The organism is Streptomyces sp. NPDC033131, assembly GCF_055578365.1.
Genome location: NZ_JBVIPA010000001.1, coordinates 89,435 through 113,129 on the forward strand (window position 1 = coordinate 89,435; position 23,695 = coordinate 113,129).

Annotated in this window: 17 protein-coding genes and 1 riboswitch; of the genes, 10 read left to right on the top strand and 7 right to left on the bottom strand. The window is 72.2% G+C overall.

Annotated elements, in window-relative coordinates:
• Positions 1–17: 17 nt before the first annotated feature.
• Positions 18–1,082, bottom strand: a complete 1,065-nt coding sequence (locus ACZ5XS_RS00380) for a C40 family peptidase (RefSeq protein ID WP_468646917.1) — start codon at positions 1,080–1,082, stop codon at positions 18–20.
• Positions 1,083–1,577: 495 nt separating this feature from the next.
• Here ACZ5XS_RS00380 and ACZ5XS_RS00385 point away from each other — a divergent pair, with 495 nt between their 5' ends.
• Both ACZ5XS_RS00385 and ACZ5XS_RS00390 read left to right on the top strand, forming a co-directional pair.
• The gene (locus tag ACZ5XS_RS00385; protein ID WP_468646919.1) at positions 1,578–1,931 is read left to right on the top strand and encodes a hypothetical protein; all 354 of its coding nucleotides are present in this window, start codon (positions 1,578–1,580) and stop codon (positions 1,929–1,931) included.
• A 101-nt stretch (positions 1,932–2,032) separates the two neighbouring features.
• Positions 2,033–2,647: a hypothetical protein gene (locus tag ACZ5XS_RS00390; RefSeq protein WP_468646920.1), complete on the top strand. Its 615-nt coding sequence runs from the start codon at positions 2,033–2,035 to the stop codon at positions 2,645–2,647.
• 34 nt (positions 2,648–2,681) lie between these two features.
• On the opposite strand, the gene ACZ5XS_RS00395 is transcribed toward ACZ5XS_RS00390, so the two are convergent.
• Positions 2,682–3,860 carry a C40 family peptidase gene (locus tag ACZ5XS_RS00395; RefSeq protein ID WP_468646922.1) on the bottom strand — a complete coding sequence of 393 codons (1,179 nt, stop codon included), beginning with the start codon at positions 3,858–3,860 and terminating at the stop codon, positions 2,682–2,684.
• An 8-nt stretch (positions 3,861–3,868) separates the two neighbouring features.
• Positions 3,869–4,022, bottom strand: a riboswitch (cyclic di-AMP (ydaO/yuaA leader).
• Between the two features lie 377 nt (positions 4,023–4,399).
• Between ACZ5XS_RS00395 and pcrA the strand changes: the two genes are divergently transcribed.
• Entirely contained in the window at positions 4,400–6,886 is a 2,487-nt protein-coding gene (pcrA, locus tag ACZ5XS_RS00400; protein WP_468646923.1) for a DNA helicase PcrA, read from the top strand.
• 67 nt (positions 6,887–6,953) lie between these two features.
• On the opposite strand, the gene ACZ5XS_RS00405 is transcribed toward pcrA, so the two are convergent.
• Positions 6,954–8,477 (bottom strand): M23 family metallopeptidase, encoded by a 1,524-nt coding sequence (locus ACZ5XS_RS00405; protein ID WP_468647496.1) that lies wholly within the window; start codon positions 8,475–8,477, stop codon positions 6,954–6,956.
• Positions 8,478–8,815: 338 nt separating this feature from the next.
• Complete coding sequence (locus ACZ5XS_RS00410; RefSeq protein WP_468646925.1) at positions 8,816–9,700, bottom strand: esterase/lipase family protein; 885 nt, start codon at positions 9,698–9,700, stop codon at positions 8,816–8,818.
• Positions 9,701–10,230: 530 nt separating this feature from the next.
• On the opposite strand from ACZ5XS_RS00410, the gene ACZ5XS_RS00415 reads away from it, so the two are divergent.
• A complete protein-coding gene (locus tag ACZ5XS_RS00415) occupies positions 10,231–10,647 on the top strand; it encodes a cobalamin B12-binding domain-containing protein (protein ID WP_217235145.1) in 417 nt (138 codons plus the stop codon).
• Positions 10,648–10,772: 125 nt separating this feature from the next.
• On the opposite strand, the gene ACZ5XS_RS00420 is transcribed toward ACZ5XS_RS00415, so the two are convergent.
• A complete protein-coding gene (locus ACZ5XS_RS00420; protein WP_468646927.1) occupies positions 10,773–12,395 on the bottom strand; it encodes a DUF5691 domain-containing protein in 1,623 nt (540 codons plus the stop codon).
• A gap of 496 nt (positions 12,396–12,891) precedes the next feature.
• Positions 12,892–14,247, bottom strand: coding sequence for an SWIM zinc finger family protein (locus tag ACZ5XS_RS00425; RefSeq protein ID WP_468646929.1), 1,356 nt, complete (start codon positions 14,245–14,247; stop codon positions 12,892–12,894).
• 145 nt (positions 14,248–14,392) lie between these two features.
• Between ACZ5XS_RS00425 and ACZ5XS_RS00430 the strand changes: the two genes are divergently transcribed.
• The 4 genes from ACZ5XS_RS00430 (at position 14,393) to ACZ5XS_RS00445 (ending at position 20,072) form a co-directional block, all read left to right on the top strand.
• The gene (locus tag ACZ5XS_RS00430; protein WP_468646930.1) at positions 14,393–15,523 is read left to right on the top strand and encodes an ATP-binding protein; all 1,131 of its coding nucleotides are present in this window, start codon (positions 14,393–14,395) and stop codon (positions 15,521–15,523) included.
• A gap of 429 nt (positions 15,524–15,952) precedes the next feature.
• Positions 15,953–18,502: a DUF5682 family protein gene (locus ACZ5XS_RS00435; RefSeq protein WP_468646932.1), complete on the top strand. Its 2,550-nt coding sequence runs from the start codon at positions 15,953–15,955 to the stop codon at positions 18,500–18,502.
• Complete coding sequence (locus tag ACZ5XS_RS00440) at positions 18,502–18,912, top strand: hypothetical protein (protein ID WP_468646934.1); 411 nt, start codon at positions 18,502–18,504, stop codon at positions 18,910–18,912. The genes ACZ5XS_RS00435 and ACZ5XS_RS00440 overlap by 1 nt, the downstream gene beginning before the upstream one ends.
• On the top strand, positions 18,909–20,072 hold the full coding sequence (locus ACZ5XS_RS00445; RefSeq protein WP_468646936.1) for a VWA domain-containing protein: 1,164 nt from the start codon (positions 18,909–18,911) through the stop codon (positions 20,070–20,072). Before ACZ5XS_RS00440 ends, ACZ5XS_RS00445 begins: the two co-directional genes overlap by 4 nt.
• A 211-nt stretch (positions 20,073–20,283) precedes the next feature.
• Here the strand turns inward: ACZ5XS_RS00445 and ACZ5XS_RS00450 are convergent, their stop codons facing one another.
• Positions 20,284–20,415 carry a hypothetical protein gene (locus ACZ5XS_RS00450; protein ID WP_468646937.1) on the bottom strand — a complete coding sequence of 44 codons (132 nt, stop codon included), beginning with the start codon at positions 20,413–20,415 and terminating at the stop codon, positions 20,284–20,286.
• A gap of 258 nt (positions 20,416–20,673) precedes the next feature.
• On the opposite strand from ACZ5XS_RS00450, the gene ACZ5XS_RS00455 reads away from it, so the two are divergent.
• Positions 20,674–21,255 (top strand): hypothetical protein, encoded by a 582-nt coding sequence (locus tag ACZ5XS_RS00455; RefSeq protein ID WP_468646939.1) that lies wholly within the window; start codon positions 20,674–20,676, stop codon positions 21,253–21,255.
• Between the two features lie 288 nt (positions 21,256–21,543).
• Positions 21,544–23,508, top strand: coding sequence for a hypothetical protein (locus ACZ5XS_RS00460; RefSeq protein ID WP_468646941.1), 1,965 nt, complete (start codon positions 21,544–21,546; stop codon positions 23,506–23,508).
• Positions 23,509–23,695 lie beyond the last annotated feature (187 nt).

Genomic DNA, 23,695 nt, shown 5'->3' on the forward strand with positions numbered 1-23,695 from the left:
GTTGCGGGGTGTACTCCTCACACCACCCGAGTCGCCCCCGCGAACGGCATCTCGCTGATCGGAGCGATCCGCACCGGCGCCGACGGGTTGGGGGCGTGGACCATCTGGCCGTTGCCGACGTACATGCCGACGTGACTGATGGCGGAGTAGAAGAACACCAGGTCGCCGGGGAGCAGTTCGGAGCGGGAGACGCGCGTGCCGGTGTCGATCTGGGCATAGGTGGTGCGGGGGAGGGAGAGGCCGGCGGAGCGGTACGCGGCTTGCATGAGGCCCGAGCAGTCGAAGGCGTCCGGGCCGGTCGCGCCCCAGACGTAGGGACTGCCGAGCTTGGAGTAGGCGTACGAGACGGCGGCCGCGGCGCGGGAGTTGGGGGCCTGAGCGGTGGCTGAGCCGGGGGCCGTCAGGCCGTCCCGGGCGGCTGTCGACGAGCGGGAGGCGCGGGCCGCGTCCCCCTCGCCGAGCCCTGCGCGCTGCTCCGTGGGCAGCTGGGCCAGCAGCCGCCGGGCCGCGCCCAGCTTGCCGTTGATCGTCTTCTTGTGGCGTTTCAGCTCCGCCTGGCGGGACTGCAGAGAGGCGAGCTCGATGTGGGCGGCGCCGCGCAGTTGCTCGATCTCCCGGAGCTGTTCGCGTACGCGGGCCACGGACGAGGCCTGGCGGTTTCCGGCCCGTTCGGCGAACTCGGCGCCGTCCAAGTACTGGTCGGGGTCGTCGGAGAGGGCGAGTTGCAGGGCGGGGTCGAGGCCGCCGTCGCGGTACTGGGCGGCGGCCATGGAACCCAGCGCGTCCCGGGCCGAGTTGAGGGTTTCCGTCCTGCGAGCCGCCTCGTCCCGCAGGTTCGACAGCCGCGACCCGGCGGCCTTCGCCTTCTCCTTCGCGCCGTTGTACTTCTCGGTGGCGATCTCCGCCTCCTGGTACAGCTTGTCCACCTTCGCCTGGACCTGGGCCGGCGTGAGCTGCGGTTCGGCGTGTCCGGTCCCGTCGAAGCCGGTCGCGGTCGCCGCGCCCGCGAGGGCGATCGTCGCCGCCGTCCGGGCCTTGGTGCCGCCGGCCGAGCGTTGCCGGGGCTTGCGGTGCGCTGCCACGTGGACTGCACGTCCTTTCGTACGACTCGTACGACCGCCCTTTCCGTACGAACGCCAAGCGGAGCGGACGTACGGCCACCCGGGGGCGGTCACGCGTCCGGCGACGACCCGCACAGGGGGAGCGGACCGCCGCCGGACCTTCTCGGCGGTGGCGGCCGACTGCCGCCCCTGGTCCGGGCGGCGGTGGGGAGCCGGTCACCTGGTGGAGGACGCTAAACCCGACAGTGACGGCGGGGTAACGCGATGTACGGAAGTTCCTCCAGCTGACCGCCGGGTGACCGTATGTGATCGTGATCCAGCAGGGGGGCCGTCCACTTCACGCAGAGCGATGACCGATGTGTCGAATCGGGACCTATGGGGGCAGCGGAGTGCTATGGGGCGCATATATGCAAGATCCGGTCGGCCCTCGGGCGGGGAGGAGAGGCGGGCGCGAGAGGCGTCCTCGGGACGGGGCGGTGTCGGGCGGCGCCTGGGCCCTGATTAGGCTCCGGCCTCATGGACGTACTCATCCATCTCTTCGTCGGCCTGCACATCGTCGGCATCGCCTCGCTGCTCGGTGGCTTCCTCACGCAGATGAAGGCGATGGGGCAGGGCACCGCCCGCTTCGTCCCCGCGATGCTGCACGGGGCGCTGACGATGCTGGTCACCGGCGTCATCCTGGTCGGGCTCAACCAGGCCGACGACCAGTCCGTCAACAACATCAAGATCGGCGTGAAGCTGGCCCTGCTGATCGTGATCCTGGGGCTCGTCTACGTCCAGCGGGACGAGGAGACGGTGGACAAGCGGCTGTTCGGGCTGGTCGGCGCGCTGACCACGGCGAACATCTTCATCGCGGTGCTGTGGACCTGAGGGCCCCGTCGCGGGCCCGGGCCGAGGTCACCGCCCCCACGGTGACGGGCTGAGTAGTTCCGCTCATGACAACCCGCGCTCCGAGCGGGGAGACTCTGCCCATGCCCTTCAGACGATCAGCCACCATGGCCGCAGCCGCCTCCCTCATGGCGATCGCCATGACCGCGTGCGGCAGCCAAAAGGGCGGGGCAGCCGATGAAGCCGGCTCCGCGCGGCCGGGCAGCCCGACGCCTTCCTACCCGCCCCCGCCGAAGTGCGCGCAGCCGACCGAGACACCCACCGCGCTGCCTTCCTCACCCGTTCCCAGCACGTCGAGCCCGGACAGCGGCCCGCCGGACGGACCCGCCGACGCGCCCCCCAACTACGCCGACAACCACGCCTACCGCATGCAGGCGTCCCTGAGCGCGGAGCAGCAGGCCAGTGGGGAGGCGTCGGCCGAGCTCATCCTCACGGAGCTGGCGAAGGTCCGGAAGGAAGGCGGCTCCGGGGAGTTCGGCCGCTTCAGTGACCAGCGCGTGGCGGCGGCACTGCTGCGTGTCGGCTGCGGCGAGGAGCATGGCGTCTCCGTCGGAAACGGTTACTACGCCGTCTACACGGGCGTCGTGTGCGTGTCCGGGCGGGTGACGAAGGACGAGCTGACCGGCCGGGTGCACGGCGTTTACGCCGAGCCCCAGCCGGGAGCGGGGCCCTGTGTCGAGAACCAGGGAGGTCACTGACCAGGGCCCGCGCCCGCGTCCGGGCGGCGTCCTGTCAGGCCGGCCGTACCACGCTGTGGATCGACGACTCACCGTCGTAGAAAATCGACTCCTCGCGGACGTACGTGCCCGGCTTCGGGGCGTGGATCATCATGCCGTTGCCGATGTAGAGGCCGACGTGGGTGATGTCGTCGTAGAAGAAGACCAGGTCACCGGGTTGCGCGGCGGACAGGGAGACCGTCGTGCCGGCGTTGACCTGGTCGTAGGTGACGCGCGGGATGTCGACGCCGGCGGCCTTCCAGGCGGCCTGGGTGAGGCCGGAGCAGTCGTAGGACTCCGGGCCGGTGGCGCCCCAGACGTACGGCTTGCCGATCTGGGCGCGGGCGAAGGCGAGCGCCTTCGCGGCCTTGGTGGCGTACGACGGGTCCGTGGCGGTGGACGTCGAGGGGGAGGTCGAGGGGGACGAGCTCGACGAGCTGTCGTTCGCCTCCTGCTGAGCCGCCGCCTCCTCCCGGGCCTTCTGCTCCGCCGCCTGCTGTCGCGCCAGCTCCGCAGCCTTGGCCGCGGCCTCCTGCTGCTTCCTCTGCTCGATCGCCGCGAGCCGTGCCTTCTCCTCGGCGGTCAGCTGGGAGAGCAGCGTCCGGGCTTCGGCGAGCTTCTTCTGGACGGTGGCCTTGGCGGTTTTCAGTTCGCCCTGCGACTCGGTGAGCGTGCGAAGGCTCTCGGTGGCCTCCTGGCGCTTCTTCATCGTCGCGGACTGCTCGGTGACGTAGTCGTCGACCGCGCCCTTCTGGCGATTGGTCAGCCGGCCCATCAACTGGGTCTGGTCGAAGTAGTCCTGCGGGGAGTCCGCGAGCAGGAAGGTCGCCGTGTCGGGCGTGGAGGCGCCGCTGCGGTACTGCGCGGCGGCAAAGGAACCGAGTTCCTCCCGCGCCTCGTTGAGGCTCTGCGTGCGCTTGGCGACGTCGTCGAGGAGAGTGTCGACGCGCGTGCGCTGCTTGGCGGTCTTCTCCTCGGCCGCGTTGTACTTGTCGGTCGCCGACTCGGCCTGCCGGTACAGGTCGTCGACCTTCTTCTCGACCTCTTCGAGGCTCGGTTTGTCGTCGGCCGACGGGACGGCGTTGGCCGTCTGGGACAGCAGGGCCACGGAGGTGAGGGCGGCCGTGGCAAGGGCGGGGGTCCGTATACCTGCTACGCGCGTGCCCGAAGGACGCGACTTGCGGTGCGACGCCAAGGGAGGCGACTCCTTCCACGTTCCGCCTACCGAGTTAGCTGTCGGGTTCGGGCGGGTGGTTAGGAAGGTTTGCCCTACGGCCCTTCCCCGGAGGGACGCGGGCCGATTCACCCCAAGGTCGGTGGGTCCCCGGCTCCGGGCGCGCGGCGGCGCGTCGGACTCGGCGGAGGCCGCGCGGCCCGGCGACGTTCGCCGGAGGGGGTCGTACGGCCTGCCCGGCACGGTAGCCAACTGGTGTGGCCCCTGTGAAGGTTGATGTTCGATATGCCCGATACATTTTCGTGACCTCGGGTCAGGTTGCCGCATACCGTGATCAATCCGGAGTGGTCTGCTCCGGTATACGCGTATTTCGGCAGGCGATCCATCGGTGGCCCATCGGCTCGACCGCCCTGATCGCGGACCGTAATGACACCCTTGCGGACGGTAAGTCGCCTGTCCCGCCCACTCTGCGAGCCTTTCTGCCACGGCGCCCGCCGAATCAGGCGATGTTCTCGGGGCGGCGGCGGGCTGTCAGTGGGGCGCCCTAGACTCGGAGAGCGATGAGCAGCCTCTTTGACGACAGCTTCCTGGCGAACCTCCAGGCCCCCCGGGCCCACGAGGAGGAACACCCGCCACCCCCCGAGGACGATCACGTACCGGAGCCGGTTCCGGACGATCTGTTCGGCGGGAAGTTCGACGTGCCGCCGGACCGGGACGCGTACTACCGTGACGGCGCCCCGCGCCCGGTGGTGGACGCGGCCGCCCTCCTGGACGGGCTGAACGAGAACCAGCGCGCCGCGGTCGTGCACCAGGGCACCCCGTTGCTCATCGTGGCCGGCGCCGGCTCCGGCAAGACCCGGGTGCTCACCCACCGCATCGCCCACCTCCTGGGCGAGCGGAACGTGCATCCGGGCCAGATCCTCGCGATCACCTTCACCAACAAGGCCGCGGGCGAGATGAAGGAGCGCGTCGAGCAGCTCGTCGGCCCGCGCGCGAACGCGATGTGGGTCATGACCTTCCACAGCGCGTGTGTGCGGATCCTGCGGCGGGAGTCCAAGAAGCTCGGCTTCACCTCCTCCTTCTCGATCTACGACGCGGCCGACAGCAAGCGTCTGATGGCGCTCGTCTGCCGTGACCTCGACCTCGACCCCAAGCGCTTCCCGCCGAAGTCCTTCAGCGCCAAGGTCTCGAACCTGAAGAACGAGCTGATCGACGAGGAGGACTTCGCCGCCCAGGCCACCGACGGCTTCGAGAAGACCCTCGCCCAGGCCTACGCCATGTACCAGTCACGGCTGCGCGAGGCGAACGCCCTCGACTTCGACGACCTGATCATGACGACGGTCAACCTGCTCCGCGCGTTCCCGGACGTGGCCGAGTACTATCGCCGCCGCTTCCGGCACGTCCTCGTCGACGAGTACCAGGACACCAACCACGCCCAGTACGCCCTGGTCCGGGAACTCGTCGGCACCTCCGAGCACCCGGTGGACGTACCGCCCAGCCAGGACGACCTCCAACCCGCCGAACTGTGCGTGGTGGGCGACGCCGACCAGTCGATCTACGCCTTCCGCGGGGCGACCATCCGCAACATCCTCCAGTTCGAGGAGGACTACCCGGACGCGACGACGATCCTCCTGGAGCAGAACTACCGCTCCACCCAGACGATCCTCACCGTCGCCAACGCCGTCATCGAGCGCAACGAGTCCCGCCGCCCCAAGAACCTGTGGACCAACGCGGGCGCGGGCGCGCGCATCACCGGCTACGTCGCCGACACCGAGCACGACGAGGCGCAGTTCGTCGCCGACGAGATAGACCGTCTCACCGACGCGGGCGACGCGAAGGCGGGAGACGTCGCCGTCTTCTACCGCACGAACGCCCAGTCCCGTGTCTTCGAAGAGATCTTCATCCGCGTCGGCCTGCCCTACAAGGTCGTCGGCGGCGTCCGCTTCTACGAGCGCAAGGAGGTCCGGGACGTCCTCGCCTACCTGCGGGTGCTGGCCAACCCGGAGGACTCGGTACCGCTGCGCCGGATCCTGAACGTGCCCAAGCGCGGCATCGGCGACCGCGCCGAGGCGATGATCGACGCCCTGTCCCAGCGCGAGAAGATCAGCTTCCCGCAGGCGCTCAAGCGGGTCGACGAGGCGTACGGCATGGCCGCGCGCTCCACGAACGCCGTGAAGCGGTTCAACACCCTCATGGAGGACCTCCGTACGATCGTCGAGTCCGGCGCGGCCCCGGCCACCGTCCTGGAGGCGGTGCTCGAACGCACCGGCTACCTCGCCGAACTGCAGGCCTCCACCGACCCGCAGGACGAGACCCGCATCGAGAACCTCCAGGAACTCGCCGCCGTGGCGCTGGAGTTCGAGCAGGAGTCCGAGCAGGGCGAGGCCCCGGGCGGACTCTCCGCGTTCCTGGAGCGGGTCGCGCTCGTCGCCGACTCCGACCAGATCCCCGACGAGGACGAGGACGGCTCAGGGGTCATCACCCTGATGACGCTGCACACCGCCAAGGGCCTCGAGTTCCCGGTCGTCTTCCTGACCGGCATGGAGGACGGCGTCTTCCCGCACATGCGCTCCCTCGGTCAGCCGAAGGAGCTGGAGGAGGAGCGGCGCCTGGCGTACGTCGGCATCACGCGCGCACGGGAACGGCTGTACCTGACCCGGTCGTCGATGCGCAGCGCGTGGGGGCAGCCGTCGTACAACCCGCCCTCGCGGTTCCTGGAGGAGATCCCGGCACAGCACGTCGACTGGAAGCGCACGGGTGCCATGGCGCCGATGTCCTCCGGTCCGGCGTCCGGGGTGGCGGCCTCGCTGTCGTCGTCCCGCTCCCGCTCGTCGGCCTCGGGCGCGTCCGGCTTCGCCACCCGACGGACCTCGGAGAAGCCGACCGTGTCGCTGGCGGTCGGGGACCGGGTGACACACGACCAGTTCGGGCTCGGCACGGTCGTGGGTGTGAAGGGCACGGGCGGCAACGCCGAGGCGACGATCGACTTCGGGGACACCAAGCCGAAGCGGCTGCTGCTGCGGTACGCACCGGTGGAGAAGCTGTAGGAGACGGGCCCAGGAGGCGGTGGGCGGTCGGTCCGAGGGGGTGGCCCGTGGCGGGCCCCCCGAGGGCCTACGTCGGGTCGATCCCGTGGCTGCGCAGCCACGGCAGCGGGTCGATGGCCGAGCCACCCGCCGGCCGTACCTCGAAGTGCAGGTGCGGGCCGGTCGAGTTGCCGGAGTTGCCGGAGTACGCGATCGGGTCGCCGGCCTTGACGGTCGTACCGGAGGCGACCCGGTAGCTGGAGAGGTGGCAGTACCACGTCTCCGTGCCGTCCTTCTCGGTCACGATCATCATGTTGCCGTACGCGCTGTTCCACTGCGTCCGCACGGTGCCGTCGGTGGCGGCCATCACGGTCGTGCCGTAGGAGACCGGGAAGTCGATCCCGGTGTGCACGGACATCCAGTTGATGCCGGACTGGCCGTAGTAGGCGCTGAGCCCGTGCTGTGCCACCGGCAGCGCGTACTTGGGCCGCAGCCGCTCCTTGCGTGCGGCCTCCGCGGCCGCCTTCTTCTTCTCGGCGAGCTGCTGGGCCTTGAGGTCGATACGTTCCTGCGTACGGCTGGCCCGGTCGGCGAAGTCGTCGGCGCCTGCGGACAGGCTCTGCAACTGGGTGTCCAGCTTGTTGTTCGCCGCTGAGGGCTTGACGGCGGTCGCGTCCGCCAGGGTCGTCGACGTGTCGCTGCTGTCGTCGGCCAGCGCGCTGACCGACGCGGCGGCGATCCCCGCGACGCTCATGACGCAGGCCGAGGGCACGGCCACCGTCAGCAGTGCCGAGCGCTTGGGGGGCGTACGGCGGCGGGAGCGGGACGCGCCGCGGGCGGCGGCCCGCGAGGACGGGGCGGGCGCCGTGGCCGGTGCGGCTGCCGGGGTGACTTCCTCCTGGTCGTCCAGGAGGTGCGTGTCGGCTGCGGCGGGCGTGGCGTCGGTGCCAGTGGCGGTGCCGGTCGACTCGCCGTCGTGCGAAACGTTTTCGTCGTACTTCTCGTTGTACGACTCGTTGTACGCGACCTGCTCGAAGGTGGCCGTCGCCTGCTGCTCGTACTCCTCGTGGGCCGCCGTGGAGGCGCCGCCGTCGGAGTTCCACTGCGTGGCGTCGTACGCGCCCGTGTCGAAGGCCTGCGTGCCCCATTCCCAGTGCTGGGTCTGGTCGGCCGGGCAGCTGGACTGGTCGGGCTGGAGCCAGGCACTCGCGTCCCACTGCCCGCTGGCGTCGGGGCTCGTGGCCTGCGGGGGGATCGCGGAGAGGTGCTGGTGTTCGCCGGTCCAGGCGGTGGTGTCGTACGCGCCGGTGTCATAGGCGGCGTGGTGCTGGGCCGCGTACACGTCGTAGTTGGGGGTCTGCTGGCTGCCCGTCGACCACGCCGACGTGTCGTACGAGCCGGTGCCGTCGCCGGGAAGACAGCCGAAGAGGGGGTCGGCCTCGAAGGAGGCGGTGGCCTGACCGGCGGTGTCGAATCCGGTGCCCGAACCCGTGTCAAAACCTGTGGCGTCGTAGTTGCCATGCGTGGTGAAGTCGCCGTACTGGGCTTCCTGGGTGCCGTGCGACGCGAAGTGCGCCGAGGCGGCTTCGGAAGCCGGGGCCGGGGTGGTCATGATCCCCGACGGGTGACGGTCGTTCACCAACTTCTCTTTCGCCTCGACAACAGGGGCTGGCAGAGCAGTGCGGTGACTGTACCCGGCGGTATGCGGGCACGACAATCTTCGTCAGGTTTCGTGATTGAAGGAAACGGGCATTCGGCCGTGTTTCGGGGGACTGCGGGCGCGAGTTTGGCCCTGAGTTCGAAGAGTGTTCGATTTCGATCGGCTTCGGTTGGGCCGTCCGCGACTTTGTCCGTGGCTTGTCGCGGCTTGTCCGTGGCTTGTCCGTGGCTTGTGTGCGGCTTGTGTGAGGGTCGTCTGTGGGTGTTTCCCGGACTGATTTCCGGCTGCTGTCACGCCACTGTCAGACCGCCTGCGTGCGGGTCGGCCTCGGCTGCCGTCCGTGCCGTGTCGAGCACCTGCCGTATCCCCGTCGCGACGGCGGGGTGCACGGGCAGGGCGAGGTGCCCGATGCCGCTCACCCGGACGTTCTGCACGGTCAGGTCGGGGTGGTCGATGCAGGCGCTCTCCAGTGGGTCCATCAGGTGGTCGAGGTCGCTCCAGAAGCTGACGAAGTGCGTACGGCAGCCGGGCGCGGGGCGGGCCAGCTCCTCGAGCAGCTCCGAGCCGGGGCGCATCTGGCGCACGATCGGATGCGCGTTCGCCAGCCGCGCCACCCGGGTGCCGGAGTGCGGTGTGCCGAGCGTCACCAGCGTCCGGACGCGGAGGTCGCCGCCGAGCCGCTGGACGTAGTAGCGCGCGATCAGCCCGCCGAGGCTGTGTCCGACGATGTCCACCTGGCGCTGGCCCGTGCGCTCGCAGATCTCCTCTATGTGCCGGCCGAGCAGCTCCGCCGCGGTACGGATGTCGCAGGTCAACGGCGAGTAGTTGAGCGACTCGATCTGCTGCCTGCCGTGCTGGGCGAGGCTGCGGCGCAGCAGGACGAAGACCGAGCGGTTGTCTATGAAGCCGTGCATCAGCACGACCGGGGGCTTGGCCTCCGTGGGCAACCGGGGAGTGCCGGCGTCGTCCGGTGAGGGCAGCTGGGGCAGAGGTGACCGGCGCTCCTGGACGATGCCGGAGGGATAGAGGAGCAGATGGCCCGCGAGGATCGCCATCTCCAGGGCGGTCGCCTTCAGGAGTGCCACGGACAGGCCCGCCAGATTCCACGGGAGTTTGCCCGGGAGAAGACGCTGGCAGAGCGGGAGAAACGGCAGTGCTGCCCCGGTGACCTTCATGGCCGACCTCCTGTCGGCACGCTGGAGGACGGCTCTGTCCCCCGTGTGCCCTTGAGGGGAGGCGCGGCGGAGGTCTCCGACGGAGCGCGAGTGGGGCGCGCGGGGTGAGGATGGTGCGCGGCGCGTGGTTCCGGGGTCGCCGATGCAGCGTGGGTCGTCGCGGGTGGGGCTGCGACGGATACGGCTGCTGCGGGTGGTGCCGGGGGTGCTGGTGTTGCTGATGTTGCGCCGATGACGTGACGGGGGTCCCTGCCGGTGTGGCGACGAGGCTCCCCGCTGTCGTGCCTTACCTGCCCTGCGTGCCTTTCGTGCCCTCGCCGAAGCGTCTCACCACCGCGCCGCGCGGCCTGCGGCGCGGCGGTGAGACGACCTCGTTGCGGCTCCCGAACGTGTCCCACCGTGTGATTTCCCCCTCGGTATCCACCGCGAAACTGCCCGTTGCGAGATGCTGGCGATAACGTTCGTTCACTTTCCCGGCCGGTGCGGTACTTGTCGGTACGGATGGATGTAGTCGCTTCATGGAGGCAGTGATGGGTGTGGCAGCCGGTCCGATCCGCGTGGTGGTGGCCAAGCCGGGGCTCGACGGCCACGATCGCGGGGCCAAGGTGATCGCGCGGGCGCTGCGTGACGCCGGCATGGAGGTGATCTACACCGGGCTCCACCAGACCCCGGAGCAGATCGTCGACACCGCGATCCAGGAGGACGCCGACGCGATCGGCCTCTCGATCCTCTCCGGTGCGCACAACACGCTCTTCGCGGCCGTGATCGGCCTGCTCAAGGAGCGCGAAGCGGAGGACATCCTGGTCTTCGGCGGCGGGATCATCCCCGAGGCGGACATCGCTCCCCTGAAGGAGAAGGGCGTCGCGGAGATCTTCACGCCCGGTGCCACGACTCAGTCGATCGTGGACTGGGTCCGCGCGAACGTGCAGCAGCCGGCCGGCGCGTAGGCGTTCGCACAGCCGCGGGCAGTCGTGCCCCCGGGGCGGCGCGGGCGGGCGTAGGCGGCATTCCGTGAACGCCGGACCGCGCGACCCACCGGCCGCCCCGGCCCATGCCCACGCCGGCACGCCCGTTACGCCGCCCCCAGCTCCTCGGCCATCGCCGCCCGCAACCGCAACGTGGTCATCAGGCGCTGGAAGGCCTCCGCCCAGTAACCCCCGGCCCCCGGCGACGCGTCCTCCGGTTCGTCCGGCACCGCCAGCAGGCCGTTGAGGCGACTCGCTTCGGAGGGGTCCAGGCAACGCTCGGCCAGCCCCATCACTCCGCTGAAGCTCCATGGATAACTCCCTGCGTCCCGTGCGATGTTGAGCGCGTCCACCACGGCCCGGCCCAGTGGCGCGGCCCACGGCACCGCGCACACCCCGAGCAACTGGAACGCCTCGGACAGGCCGTGAGCCGAGATGAATTCGGCCACCCACTCGGCCCGTTCGGCGGAACCGAGGGTGCCGAGCAGCTTGGCGCGCTCGGCCAGTGACACCGCGCCGGGGCCACCGGCCTCGGGTGCGGCGGGCGCCCCGAGCAGGGCCCGCGCCCACTCCGCGTCCCGCTGCCGCACCGCCGCCCGGCACCACGCCGCGTGCAGTTCGCCCTGCCAGTCGTCCGCGACCGGCAGCGCCACGATCTCCCGGGGCGTACGGCCGCCGAGACGACCCGGCCAGGTGGTGAGCGGTGTCGCCTCCACCAGCTGACCGAGCCACCAGGACCGTTCCCCACGTCCTGCCGGAGGCTTGGGTACGACGCCGTCACGCTCCATGCTCGCGTCGCACTCGTGCGGCGCCTCGACCGCGAGGGTGGGCGCGGCCCCCGTGTGGTCGACGGCCACGCACGCCCCGGCCCGGACCGCCATCCGTGCCGCGAGCGCCGAACCCGGCAGGGCCGACAACAACTCCGCAGCCGTGGACCGCACGTTGCGGCTCCGGTCCGACAGCGCCTGCTCCAGGAACGGCTCGTCCGCCGCGGTCAGGCCCATGCGCAGGGAGTCGAGGAACATCAGCCGGTCCTCGGCGCGCTCCGTCGACCAGGTCGTCGCGAGCAACTCGCGCGCGGCGGCGGGTTCGCGGGCACGTATCGCGGAGAGCAGGGCGACCCGCTCGGCGAACAGCCCCTCCTGCCACAGCTGTTGGATCTTTCCGGTGTCCTCGGAGGGTGGCAGTGCCGCGCCTCCGCCCGGTGTCGCGCGCAGGGCGAACCGCCAGTCCGGATTCAGCCGGGCGAGCCACAGAGCACGCGGCCCGGCGAAGGCCAGCGCCGCCGGCCGCAGGTCCGTACGCCCCCGCGCCGCGTCCAGGAGGGCGGGCAGCATCTCGGGGGGTGCGGCGAAACCGCGACTGTTCGCCGCCGCCAGCCACTGCGGCAGCAACTCCATCAGGTCCGGTGCCGTACCTCTGCGTCCACCGCTGCCCGTGCCGGGGCGGTCGGCCAGCAGCATCGCCAGTCGGCGGGCCGCCGCGGCGGGCAGCGGCGGGCGCGGGTCCCGGGCCACCGGTTCCGGCCGCCGGGCCGCCCGCCCGGGCCGCAGGCCGGCCCGCCGGCGTACGGTCTCCACGGCCGCCGCGTCCAGCAGCGCCACCGGCGCCTCCCGCCCCGGCGCCGAGCCAGGCGGGGTGCGCCGCTCCGTGCCGAGCAGCGCGGCCGTGACCAGTTCCTCCCAGGCGCCCGGCGCGGGCGCGTCCGCAGGAGCGGAGATCCTGTTCATTCGGTTCCTTTCCGTGCAGTGCCTGGGAGTGGTTGAAGCCTCACTCGATGCGAGTTTCCCGTGAGGCGGGTCACATGCGTGGATCGGGCGAGAAAGGGCGGATTGTCGGACTGTGGTGTGGGGCCTGGGTCGGTCGGGGGAGGTGGTGCGGGCGTTTGGCGAGGTCGTGCGCCGCTGGTGAGGTGGGGTGCAGTCCGCGTGAGTGCGTGACTGGTCACGCTGCGTGTCGGAGGTGCGGGTGCGCGGATGGTGGTGGTCGGTGTGGGGCGGCTGGACGCGCGGATGGTGACGGTCGGTGTGGGGCGGAGTGCATCGACGGTGACGGTCGGTGTGGGGCGGGCTGACGTGATGGTGACGGTCGGTGGCGGGTGGGCTGACGTGACGGTGACGGTCGGTGTGGGGCGGGTGAGCATGCTGATGGCGGGGGCGGGGGGCGTGCTGACGAGTGCTGGGATGGTGCCGCCGGGTGCCGGCCGGCGGGCGTCGTGCCGTCGGCTCAGCACAGGGGCACCGCCTCGCCCAGCCCCTCCGGCCACGCCGTCAGCGGGGTGAAGCCCCGGTGGCCGCATTCGCCGAAGACCTTCACGGGTGCCCCGCCCGAGAGGGCGACGAGGCGCCACAGGCCCGGACGGGAGCGGGCCGCGGGGGTGAGCGGCAACGCCTCGTCCCCATCGGCGTCCGCCAGCTGCCAGGAATCACCGTCCGGCGTCGGGACGACCCGGTCCAGCGTCACCGGGACGGAGTCCAGCCACGGGTCGTCCCGAAGGGCCTCGCCATAGCGGTCGGCCGCCTGAGCCGGTGTCACTCCCGGCGGCCGGGTCGCCGCGGGAGCGGGCGGGGCGAACTGCTCGCCGAGCGCCGCCCGCTGCTGCCCGGCGCCCGGATAGGCGGAGACCTCCGCATCCAGGGCCAGGCCGACCGGCAGCGCCAGTTCGGGCGCGCGACCGGCGGCGCCGTAAGAGAGAAGCAGTGCCGTGCGGGACGACTCGGCGCCGTACAGCCATATCCGGCGCGTTGTCAGGCGCGCGTCCGCCGTGTCGTACTGGGCGAGAACCAGCCACCGGTCCCGCACCGGTGGGCCGTCCGCCGAGGCTGACAGGCCGATGCGTGAACGGACCGTCGCCGCCAGGCCGTCGGGCAGACGCTCCCGGTGCAGCCAGCCCTGGTCGAGGAGGTGGAGGAGAGCGCATTCCTCCAGCAGCCGCACCGGCCAGCCGGGACCGGACGACGGAATCGCCCCCAACTCTCGCACCCGCGCGGCCAGTCCGGAGGCCTGGGCGTCGACCATGCGGGCAGCCGTCTCCTCCCAGAGCCCGTACCCCGCCTGCTCCGCGCCCGCGAGGCCGCCGCGCAACAGGTCCGCCAGCCGCTGCTCCAGCTCCGTGGCACCCGCGGTGATCCGCTCGGCCCTGCGCTCCGCCCTGCGTCGTGCGGCCTCCGGATCACCGGAGCCGGACGAGGAACCGGCCGCGCCCGCAGCCCGTTTCTCCGTCGCGCGCTGCCTTCTCCCCTCTATCCATTCCCCGGCCCAGTCCGGTGGCTGCGCGGACGGCACCACGCCGTCCCCGCCCGCCCAGAGCAGCAGCAGTCCGAGCGCGTGCTTGCACGGGAACTTGCGGCTCGGACAACTGCACTTGTACGCCGGGCCCGACGCGTCCGCGATGTCGACGACCGTCTGATACGGCTTGCTGCCACTGCCCTTGCACAGCCCCCACACCGTCCCCTCGTCACCACTCCCCGCCTCGGACCACGGCCCGGCCGCACCGAGTTTGCTTCCCGCTTTGCGCGATGCGGCGTCAGGCGCCAGTGCCAGCACCTGATCCGCACTCCAGCGCACCCCCTGCTGAGTCATGACATCGAAGGTAGATCCCACCACTGACAATCGATCCGGCGAACACCTCCGCGAGCACGTTTTCGCAGGTCAGATCGCATTGTCAGTGGTGTGGTGCACGGTTGGTACCAGATCCGAACCGGCCGAGCTGGAGGGGGCCTCAGCCATGTCTGTGTCCGTGGAACCGATGTCTGTCGAAGTACCCGACGGGGAGCCCACTGTCGCGTTGCGGCCGCACGCCGAGGACGCCTTCGCCGGCGAACTCGCCGCACTCGCCGCGCAGGACGACCGACCGCGCCCGGCCCGCTGGAAGCTGTCGCCGTGGGCCGTCGCCACCTACCTGCTCGGCGGCACGCTGCCCGACGGCACGGTGATCACCCCGAAGTACGTGGGCCCGCGCCGGCTCGTCGAGGTCGCCGTCACCACCCTCGCCACCGACCGCGCCCTGCTCCTGCTCGGCGTGCCGGGCACCGCCAAGACCTGGGTGTCCGAGCACCTGGCCGCCGCGGTCAGCGGCGACTCGACCCTGCTGGTGCAGGGCACGGCGGGCACCCCGGAGGAGGCGATCCGGTACGGCTGGAACTACGCGCAGTTGCTCGCGCACGGCCCGAGCCGCGACGCCCTGGTCCCCAGCCCGGTCATGCGGGCCATGGCGGAGGGGATGACGGCCCGGGTCGAGGAACTGACCCGGATCCCGGCCGACGTGCAGGACACGCTCATCACGATCCTGTCGGAGAAGACGCTGCCGATACCGGAACTGGGCCAGGAGGTGCAGGCGGTCCGCGGCTTCAACGTCATCGCGACCGCCAACGATCGCGACCGCGGGGTCAACGAGCTGTCCAGCGCCCTGCGCCGCCGCTTCAACACGGTCGTGCTGCCGCTGCCGGAGAGCGTCGAGGCCGAGGTCGACATCGTCTCGCGCCGCGTCGACCAGCTCGGCCGCTCCCTCGACCTGCCCGCCGCGCCCGACGGCATCGACGAGATCCGCCGCGTCGTGACCGTCTTCCGCGAGCTGCGCGACGGCGTCACCTCCGACGGCCGTACGAAGCTGAAGTCGCCCAGCGGCACGCTCTCGACGGCCGAGGCGATCTCCGTGGTCACCAACGGCCTCGCACTCGCTGCCCACTTCGGTGACGGCGTCCTGCGGGCCGGCGACGTCGCCGCGGGCATCCTCGGCGCCGTCGTCCGCGATCCGGCAGCCGACCGGGTCATCTGGCAGGAGTACCTGGAGGCGGTCGTCCGCGAGCGCGACGGCTGGAAGGACTTCTACCGGGCCTGCCGGGAGGTGAGCGCGTGAACGGCGCCGGGAGGGGGCGCCGAGGCGGAAGTCCGACGGTGGAGGGGCGTGCGGGGGTGATCCCCGCCGGGACGGTGGGTGCCCGTATGGAGGCGGTGCACCTCGGGAGTGTGCGTGGCCGTTTGGGGGCGGCTTGCGCCGTGCTGGCGGGTGGCCGTCGGGCGGTGGGGCTCGGAGCAGGCGGGGGCGGTCGTATGCGGCTCGGAGCAGGCGGGGGCGGCCGTATGGCGGTGGTGCTCGGTGCGGGCGGCCGAGGTCGTCCGGTGATGGCGCTCGGTCGGAGCGGGGGCGGCCGTACGGCGGTGGTGCTCGGCGGGGCCTGGAGCCGACGTGGGGGCGGCGGCTGCGGTGGGTCGGGGGCGGGGTGTCGTGGGGGCGTCGGGCTGCTTGACGACGATTCGCGGTGGACTCGGAGGCGAGGGGGACGGTGTGACAGGCACTGAGGGGTCCGGGACCAGGGAGTCCGGGAGCCGGGGGCCCGGGGCGAGGCTACTGCTGCTCGGGGTGCGGCATCACGGGCCCGGCTCCGCGCGGGCCGTGCGGGCGGCGCTGGCCGCGGCCCGGCCGAAGGTCGTGCTGATCGAGGGGCCGCCCGAGGCAGACGCCCTCATCCCGCTCGCCGCAGACGAGGACATGCGGCCGCCGGTCGCGCTCCTCGCCCACGCCGTGGACGAGCCCGGCCGCTCGGCGTTCTGGCCGCTGGCCGAGTTCTCACCGGAGTGGGTCGCGATCCGCTGGGCCTTGGAACACGACGTCCCGGCCCGTTTCATCGACCTCCCGGCCACGCACACCTTGGCGTGGGGGAGGGACGACGAGCCCGGGGCAGGGGCGCAGCACCCCACAGGTGACGGCGGACCCTCGGACGGGGCTTCCGGCGAGCCCGGAGCCGGGGCCGGGGAAGACAGCGAGGCTGCGGGCGGAGGAAGAGGCAGCGTGCCCGCGACCGAGGCGGGCGGTGAACCCGCGGGCGGGGGCGGTAGTCAGGCCGACAGCGACCGACGTGACGAGGTCGGTGTCGGTGGCGCTGCCGATGTCCGGGTCGATCCGCTCGGGGTGCTTGCCGAGGCTGCCGGTTACGACGATCCGGAGCGTTGGTGGGAGGACGTCGTCGAGCACCGGGGGGCGGGCGAAGGGGACGCCCTTGCACCCTTCGTCGCGCTCGAAGAGGCCATGGGGGCGCTGCGGGAGACGTACGGGAGCGGGGGGCACGACCGGGATCTCGTGCGCGAGGCGTACATGCGGCTCCAGGTGCGCTCGGCGCAGCGGGAGTTCGGGGACGGTGTTGCCGTGGTGTGCGGGGCCTGGCACGTGCCCGCGTTGCGGCACAAGAGCGCCGTCGCCGCCGACCGTGCGCTGCTCAAGGGACTGCCCAAGGTCAAGGCGGCGATGACGTGGGTGCCGTGGACGTATCGCCGGTTGTCGCGTCACAGCGGGTACGGCGCGGGCATCGACTCGCCGGGGTGGTACGGACATCTGTTCGGCGCGCCGGACCGGCCGGTCGAGCGGTGGCTGACCAAGGTGGCGGGCCTGCTGCGGGGCGAGGACCGGCTCGTGTCCTCGGCGCATGTCATCGAGGCGGTCCGGCTGGCGGAGACGCTCGCCGCGATGCGCGGGCGTCCGCTGCCGGGGCTCAGTGAGACGACCGACGCCGTGCGGGCGGTGATGTGCGAGGGCTCGGACGTGCCGCTGGCGCTGGTGCACGACCGGCTGGTCGTGGGAGACGTGCTGGGGGAGGTGCCGCAGGCGGCGCCCGCGGTGCCGTTGCAGCGGGACCTCGACCGGATCCAGCGCCGGCTGCGGCTCAAACCGGAGGCGCTGGAGCGGGAGTTGGAGCTCGACCTGCGCAAGGACACCGACGCCGGGCGCAGCAGGCTGCTGCACCGGCTGCGGCTGCTGGGCGTGGGATGGGGCGAGCCGGTGACCTCGCGCGGGAGTACGGGCACGTTCCGGGAGACGTGGCGGCTGCGCTGGGAGCCGGAGCTGTCCGTGCGGGTCGCGGAGGCCGGGGTGTGGGGCACGACCGTGCTCGGCGCCGCGACGGCCAAGGCCGAGGCGGACGCCGTCTCCGCACAGGCCCTCGCCGACGTCACCGCCCTCGCCGAGCGCTGCCTGCTGGCCGAACTGCCTCACGCGCTGCCGGTGGTGATGCGGATCCTCGCCGACCGTGCGGCGCTGGACACGGACGTCGGCCACCTCGCCCAGGCCCTGCCGGCCCTGGTCCGCTCCCTTCGCTACGGCGACGTACGCGGCACGGACACCGGCGCCCTGACGGAGGTCGCCGCGGGCCTCGCCGAACGGATCTTCGTCGGGCTGCCCCCTGCCTGTGCCGCACTCGACGCCGACGCGGCCGAGGAGATGCGGCGTCATGTCGACGCGGTGCACGGGGCGGTGGGATTGCTGGGCGAGGCCTCCGAGGCCACCCACGGCGATCTGCGTGAGCGCTGGTACGGCGTGCTGCGGGTGTTGTCCGGGCGGGACACCGTGCCCGGCGTCGTCCGTGGGCGGGCCGTGCGGCTGCTGCTGGACGAAGGGGAGTTGGCGCAGGGCGACGCGGCTCGGCTCATGGGGCTGGTGCTGTCGCCGGGCACTCCGCCGGGGGACGCGGCCGCATGGATCGAGGGCTTCGTCGGCGGGGGCTCCGGAGGCGGGATGCTGCTCGTGCACGACGAGCGGCTGCTCGGGCTGGTCGACGCGTGGCTGACGGGCGTGCCGGCGGAGGCGTTCACGGACGTGCTGCCTCTGCTGCGGCGGACCTTCTCGGCGTACGAGCCGGGGGTGCGTCGGACCCTGGGCGAGTTGGTCCGACGCGGGCCGGGGCAGCGGGGAAGCGGCGCACCGGCCGGGTCCGGGACACCCGGCTTCGGGGCCGACCTCGACAGCGAGCGTGCGGACGCGGTGCTGCCGGTGGTGCGACTGCTTCTCGGACTGGACGGCGAGGCGGCGAGCGCCGACGACAACGACCTTGTGGGGGTGGCGTGATGACGACCATGACGGCCATGACGGCCATGGCGAGCCAGAAGGTCATAACGGCTTCGGCCGACGCGGCGAGCACGAAGGCTGTGACGGCTTCGGCCGACGCGGCGAGCACGAAGGCTGTGACGGCTTCGGCTGACGCGGCGAGCACGACGGCTGTGACCGTTGCGGCGAACGTGACGGCCGACCGGCTGAGCGAGTCGATGAAGCCGGGCGAGGTCCTGGCCGTAGCCGTCATGTCGGTGGCGACGGTCCGGGCCGGGCACGAGTGCGGGGCGGCGGACGGACCGACGACGACCGTGCGGGTGGTTCCGCTCTGGGACCGGCTTCGTGTGGGTTCGTGTGGGGGTGCGCTGATGACGAACGGGCCGGTGGAAGAACGGGTGACCTGCGAGCGCGGAGGAGCGGCGGGATGACGGCGGAGCTGATCGACCCGGCGCAGGAGCGGCTGCGGCGCTGGCGGCTCGTCCTCGGGGGCGACGCGGCCGACGGCACCGGATGCGCGCTGTCCGGGCAGGACGCCGCGATGGACGGGGCGCTGGCCGCGCTCTACGGCAAGGCGGACAAGGGGCAGGCGGGGCGGGACCGTTCGGCGGGACTCGGGGCGTCGGCGCCGGCCGTGGCGCGCTGGCTCGGCGACATCCGGACCTATTTCCCCTCCTCCGTCGTACAGATCATGCAGCGCGACGCCATCGACCGGCTCGGGCTGTCCGCGCTGCTGCTGGAACCGGAGATGCTGGAGGCGGTGGAGGCCGACGTGCACCTCGTCGGCACGCTCCTCTCCCTCAACAAGGCCATGCCGGAGACCACGAAGGAGACGGCACGGGCGGTCGTGCGCAAGGTCGTCGAGGACCTGGAGAAGCGACTGGCCAGCCGCACCCGCGCCACCCTCACCGGCGCGCTCGACCGCAGTGCCCGGATCAACCGGCCCCGCCACCACGACATCGACTGGAACCGCACGATCGCGGCCAACCTCAAGCACTACCTGCCGGAGTACCGGACGATCGTGCCGGAGCGGCTCATCGGGTACGGGCGGGCGTCCCAGTCCGTGAAGAAGGAAGCCATCCTCTGCATCGACCAGTCGGGGTCGATGGCGGCGTCCGTCGTCTACGCGTCGGTGTTCGGGGCGGTGTTGGCGTCCATGCGGTCGATCAGCACGCGGCTCGTCGTCTTCGACACGGCGGTCGTCGACCTCACCGACCAGCTCGACGACCCGGTCGACGTCCTCTTCGGCACCCAGCTCGGCGGCGGCACCGACATCAACCGGGCGCTGGCCTACTGCCAGTCACAGATCACGCGGCCCGCGGAGACGGTGGTCGTACTGATCAGCGACCTCTACGAAGGCGGCATACGGAACGAGATGCTCAAGCGGGTCGCGGCGATGAAGGCGTCGGGAGTGCAGTTCGTGACGTTGCTGGCCCTGTCGGACGAGGGGGCGCCCGCGTACGACCGGGAGCACGCGGCCGCGCTCGCCGGGCTGGGCGCACCGGCCTTCGCCTGTACGCCGGACCTCTTTCCGGAGGTGATGGCGGCGGCGATCGAGAAGCGGCCGTTGCCGATACCGGAGAGTGCGTGAGGGGCCGGAGGCGTGGTGGCTCGTCGGCGATTTGTCGACCCATTGACCTGCATTGCCGGACGACTCGGGTCGGCAAACCGGACATGACTACGCATCGGTAACGGGGGGCTTGCGCAACCTCGGGAGTGCCGTGCGAGGATCAACGCGCCCGTCAGCGGTGCGCTGCGCTCCGCTTGTTCCGCACGGGAGGAACCTCCCCCTCTTGCCCTTGTCAGCCGTTCTTTCCGGTGCCGCCCTGCGCGTGATGCGTACGGCGGCCGGACGGCGTGCGCTGCAAGTGGCCGTGCTGGTGGGCGGGTTGCTCGCGCTCGGGTTCCTCTGCGGGGCGCAGACGCAGGCGCATGCGGCGGACGGGGTGCCGTCGGCGACGTCCACGGGTTCCGTGACGCCGACGACCTCCGCGATGCCGACGACCTCCGTCGGTTCGAGTCCTAGGGCCTCCGTCTCCGACACGACCTCCGCCGAGGATTCGCGAGGCGCGCGGGCGGTGACTAAAGGTGCGCCCGCTACCGACGATCACGTCGTCCGGCCGGCGGTCCGTCACGTCGCCCGGAGCGTGGAAGCTCGCGTCACGGAGCCGGTCGGTCGCCTCGTGGGCACCGTGGGCACCGTAGTTGCGGGGCTGGCCGAGGCGGAGGCGCAGCTGCCGTCGTTCCCCGCGTCCCCGTCGCTGCCTGCGCTGCCGAGCCCGCCGGACGACTCCGAACTGCCCGGTCTTCCCGGTCTTCCCGGACTGCCAGGCCTGCCCGGTTCGCCCGCGCAACCTGGGCAGGCTTTGCCGGCGCCTGTCACCGCCGCGCCGGGGTCGGGCACATCGGTCGTACCGCCGGCGGTGAGGGAGCAGGGGCCGGAGGGGCGTACTGCCGCGGCGACGGCAACGCCCCTGACGTACGGACCTCGGTTCGCAGCCGGTGGCGTCGTGACCGGCGAGGTGGCGCACAGGTCCGCGCATCCGGCCGAGCCCGCCGGGCAGGGCCCCGAGCGTCACACGCCCCCCGGTGACGCGGGCGGCGTGCTGAGCGGCAAGTCGGCGGTCGACAACGGCACGCCGCGGCACGGTGACGCGCATGCCGTCACCGGCGACAACCGGACACCGCTGCGACTCGTGGCCGGCGTCGCCGCGCGCGCCGCGGCGGACGGTACCCGGGACAGGCACCGGGACATCCCCGTATTCCCCGGCTAGGGCAGGCCTTCTCCCCGCTGTAGACCTGCCGCGCGGGGGCGGAACAGGTCTGCCCGACCGTCCGGACGCCTCTCCGGTCTCCGGATGGAGCCCCCGGAGCCTCACCGAATTCCGCGGTCCCTCAGGGACTTGTCCCCCATGGAGACTCCCGGACCGCGGCCGGAGACGGCGCCCAACTTGTCCCCAAGCCTGCCCAAGTCCCGAGGCCCTGAGAGCCCTGAGAGCCCTTCGAAGGAGCTCTCCCCAGGTGCTTCGGAACTCCCGAGGATCTAAGGATCTGACGTACGCATGAACAAGAACATCCGCCGTTCCATCGTCATAGCCGCCGGTGTCACCGGCGCGTGGGCGCTCGGCTCCGCCGTGGCGAGCGCCGACGAACTGCCCGCGTCCGCCCTCTCCGCGCCGGACGCCACCACAGACGCCACCGCCGACGCGACGACCGACGCGACGACAGGCCTCACTGACACCCTCGGCACGGTCACCGACACCGTCAGCGTCACCCGCACGGTCGACGGTGTCGTCCCCGGCGTGCAGGACACCGTCTCCGGTGCCACGGCCGCCGGCACGGCCACGAACACCGCGTCCACCGATGCCGTGGACCAGGCCCGCCGGTACGTCGACGCGAAAGTCACCGCTCCGAAGGTGTCCCAGGTGAGGGGCACTGCGGCCATCCAGGGCGCGCAGGCGGCCCGCGCGGCGCAGGCCGCCACGGCCACGGCCACGGCGACCATCACCGCCGAACCTCAGAGCGAGATCGACTACCTCTTCGGCCCCCTCACCGCCTTCGCTCCCGAGCTGGAGCAGGCGCTGGCCGCAGCCCGGACGAGGTCGCAGGGCGTCGAGGGCGTCGTACGGACGAAGGCGCGGCACACCGTCGCCGGGGCGGACCGCACGGCGGCGGGCGTGACCGACGCGGCGCGGACCACCGTCGTGGGCGTCGAGACCCGGGGCGCGGGTGCGGCCGGCACCGTCCAGGGCCGGACCACCGCCGTGACGGGCGCCGCCGAGGCCACCGTCTCCTCCGTCCCGAGCCACCTCACCGGCACGGTCAGGGGCATCCCCGGCACGGTCACCCCGGTCGTTGAGCAGACGGCGGCAGCGGTCGTCCCGCCCGTGGCGAGCGCTGCCGTCGGCGGGGTCCTGCCGGTCGCAGGGCAGGCGGTGGCAGGTGTCGTGCCGAGTGCGGAGCACGCTGTCGCGGGTGTCGTACCCGTCGCCGGTCACGCGGTCGACGGCGTGCATCCGGTCGTCACCGACACGGTGGACGGCGTGCCCCCCGTCGTCGGCGACACGGTGAACGGCGTGACTCCGGTCGTGGGTGGCGCCGCGGCCGGGGTCGAGCAGACCGCCGGGCACACGGTCGACGCCGCGACCGCACTGGCGTACGGGGTGGTGGCCGACGTCCAGCCCGTCGCAGGCGGCGCCGTTCGGGGCGTGCAGCCGGTCGCCGCGGGTGTGGTGCGGGGCGTGCGGCCGGTCGTCGGCGGGGTCGTCTCCGACGTGCCTCAGTACGCCGCAGCCACGGTCGGCGATGCCCAGTGGGTCGTGAACGGCGTCGCCACGGACGTGCCGCCCTACGCCACCGGCCTCGTCGGCCAGGTCGCCGACGGCACCACGGACGCCGTACTGCCGCCGGTCGCGCACACGGCCGTGCACGGCGTGCTGCCCGTCGCCGGGCAGGCCGTCACGGACGCGACCGCGGTGCCGTACGGCGTCACGCAGGACGTCCAGTCCTTCGCGTACGGCGTCGCCGGTGACGTACCGCCGCTCGCGCACGACGTGACCGGGCACGCGAGCGAGCTGGGCTACGGCGTCGTCGGCCAGGTGCCGCCGTTCGCGCAGGGGGTCACCGGTGCCGTGCAGCCGGTCGTCGACACCGTCGTGGAGACCGTGCGGCCCGTCGTGCAGGGCGTCGGCGGCAGCGCCACCACGCTGGGCCACGGCGTCACACAGGACGTCCAGCCCTTCGCGTACGGCGTCGCCGGCGAGGTCGCCCCGTTCGCGTACGGCGTCGCAGGCCAGGTCGCCCCGTTCGCGGAGGACCTGACCGGGACCGTCCGGGCCACCGCCGGCCCGCTCACGGGCCACGCCGTCACCGGCGCCGAGGGCGTCGCCCGGTCGGTCACCCCGGGTTACCTGCGGGACGTACAGAACACGGCCGCGCGGAACCTCCGGGACGGACAGGAGACGCACGCCGCACAGCACACGCATGCCGCACAGAACCTGCACCGCGGCAGCACGTACGGCGTCTGAGTCCGGTCGTACGACGGTCCGGCCGACTGCCGGCCACCTGACTCCATGAGGCCGCAGGACCCGGACGGCCGAAAGCCGTCGGTCCGTCCGGCCGGAACCTCATGGACGGGGAGGGATGGTCTCCATTGGGGTGGGGATCATCCGCCCTGCGCCCCTCAGGGGGCTGTTCAAGGGGCCTCACCGGGTC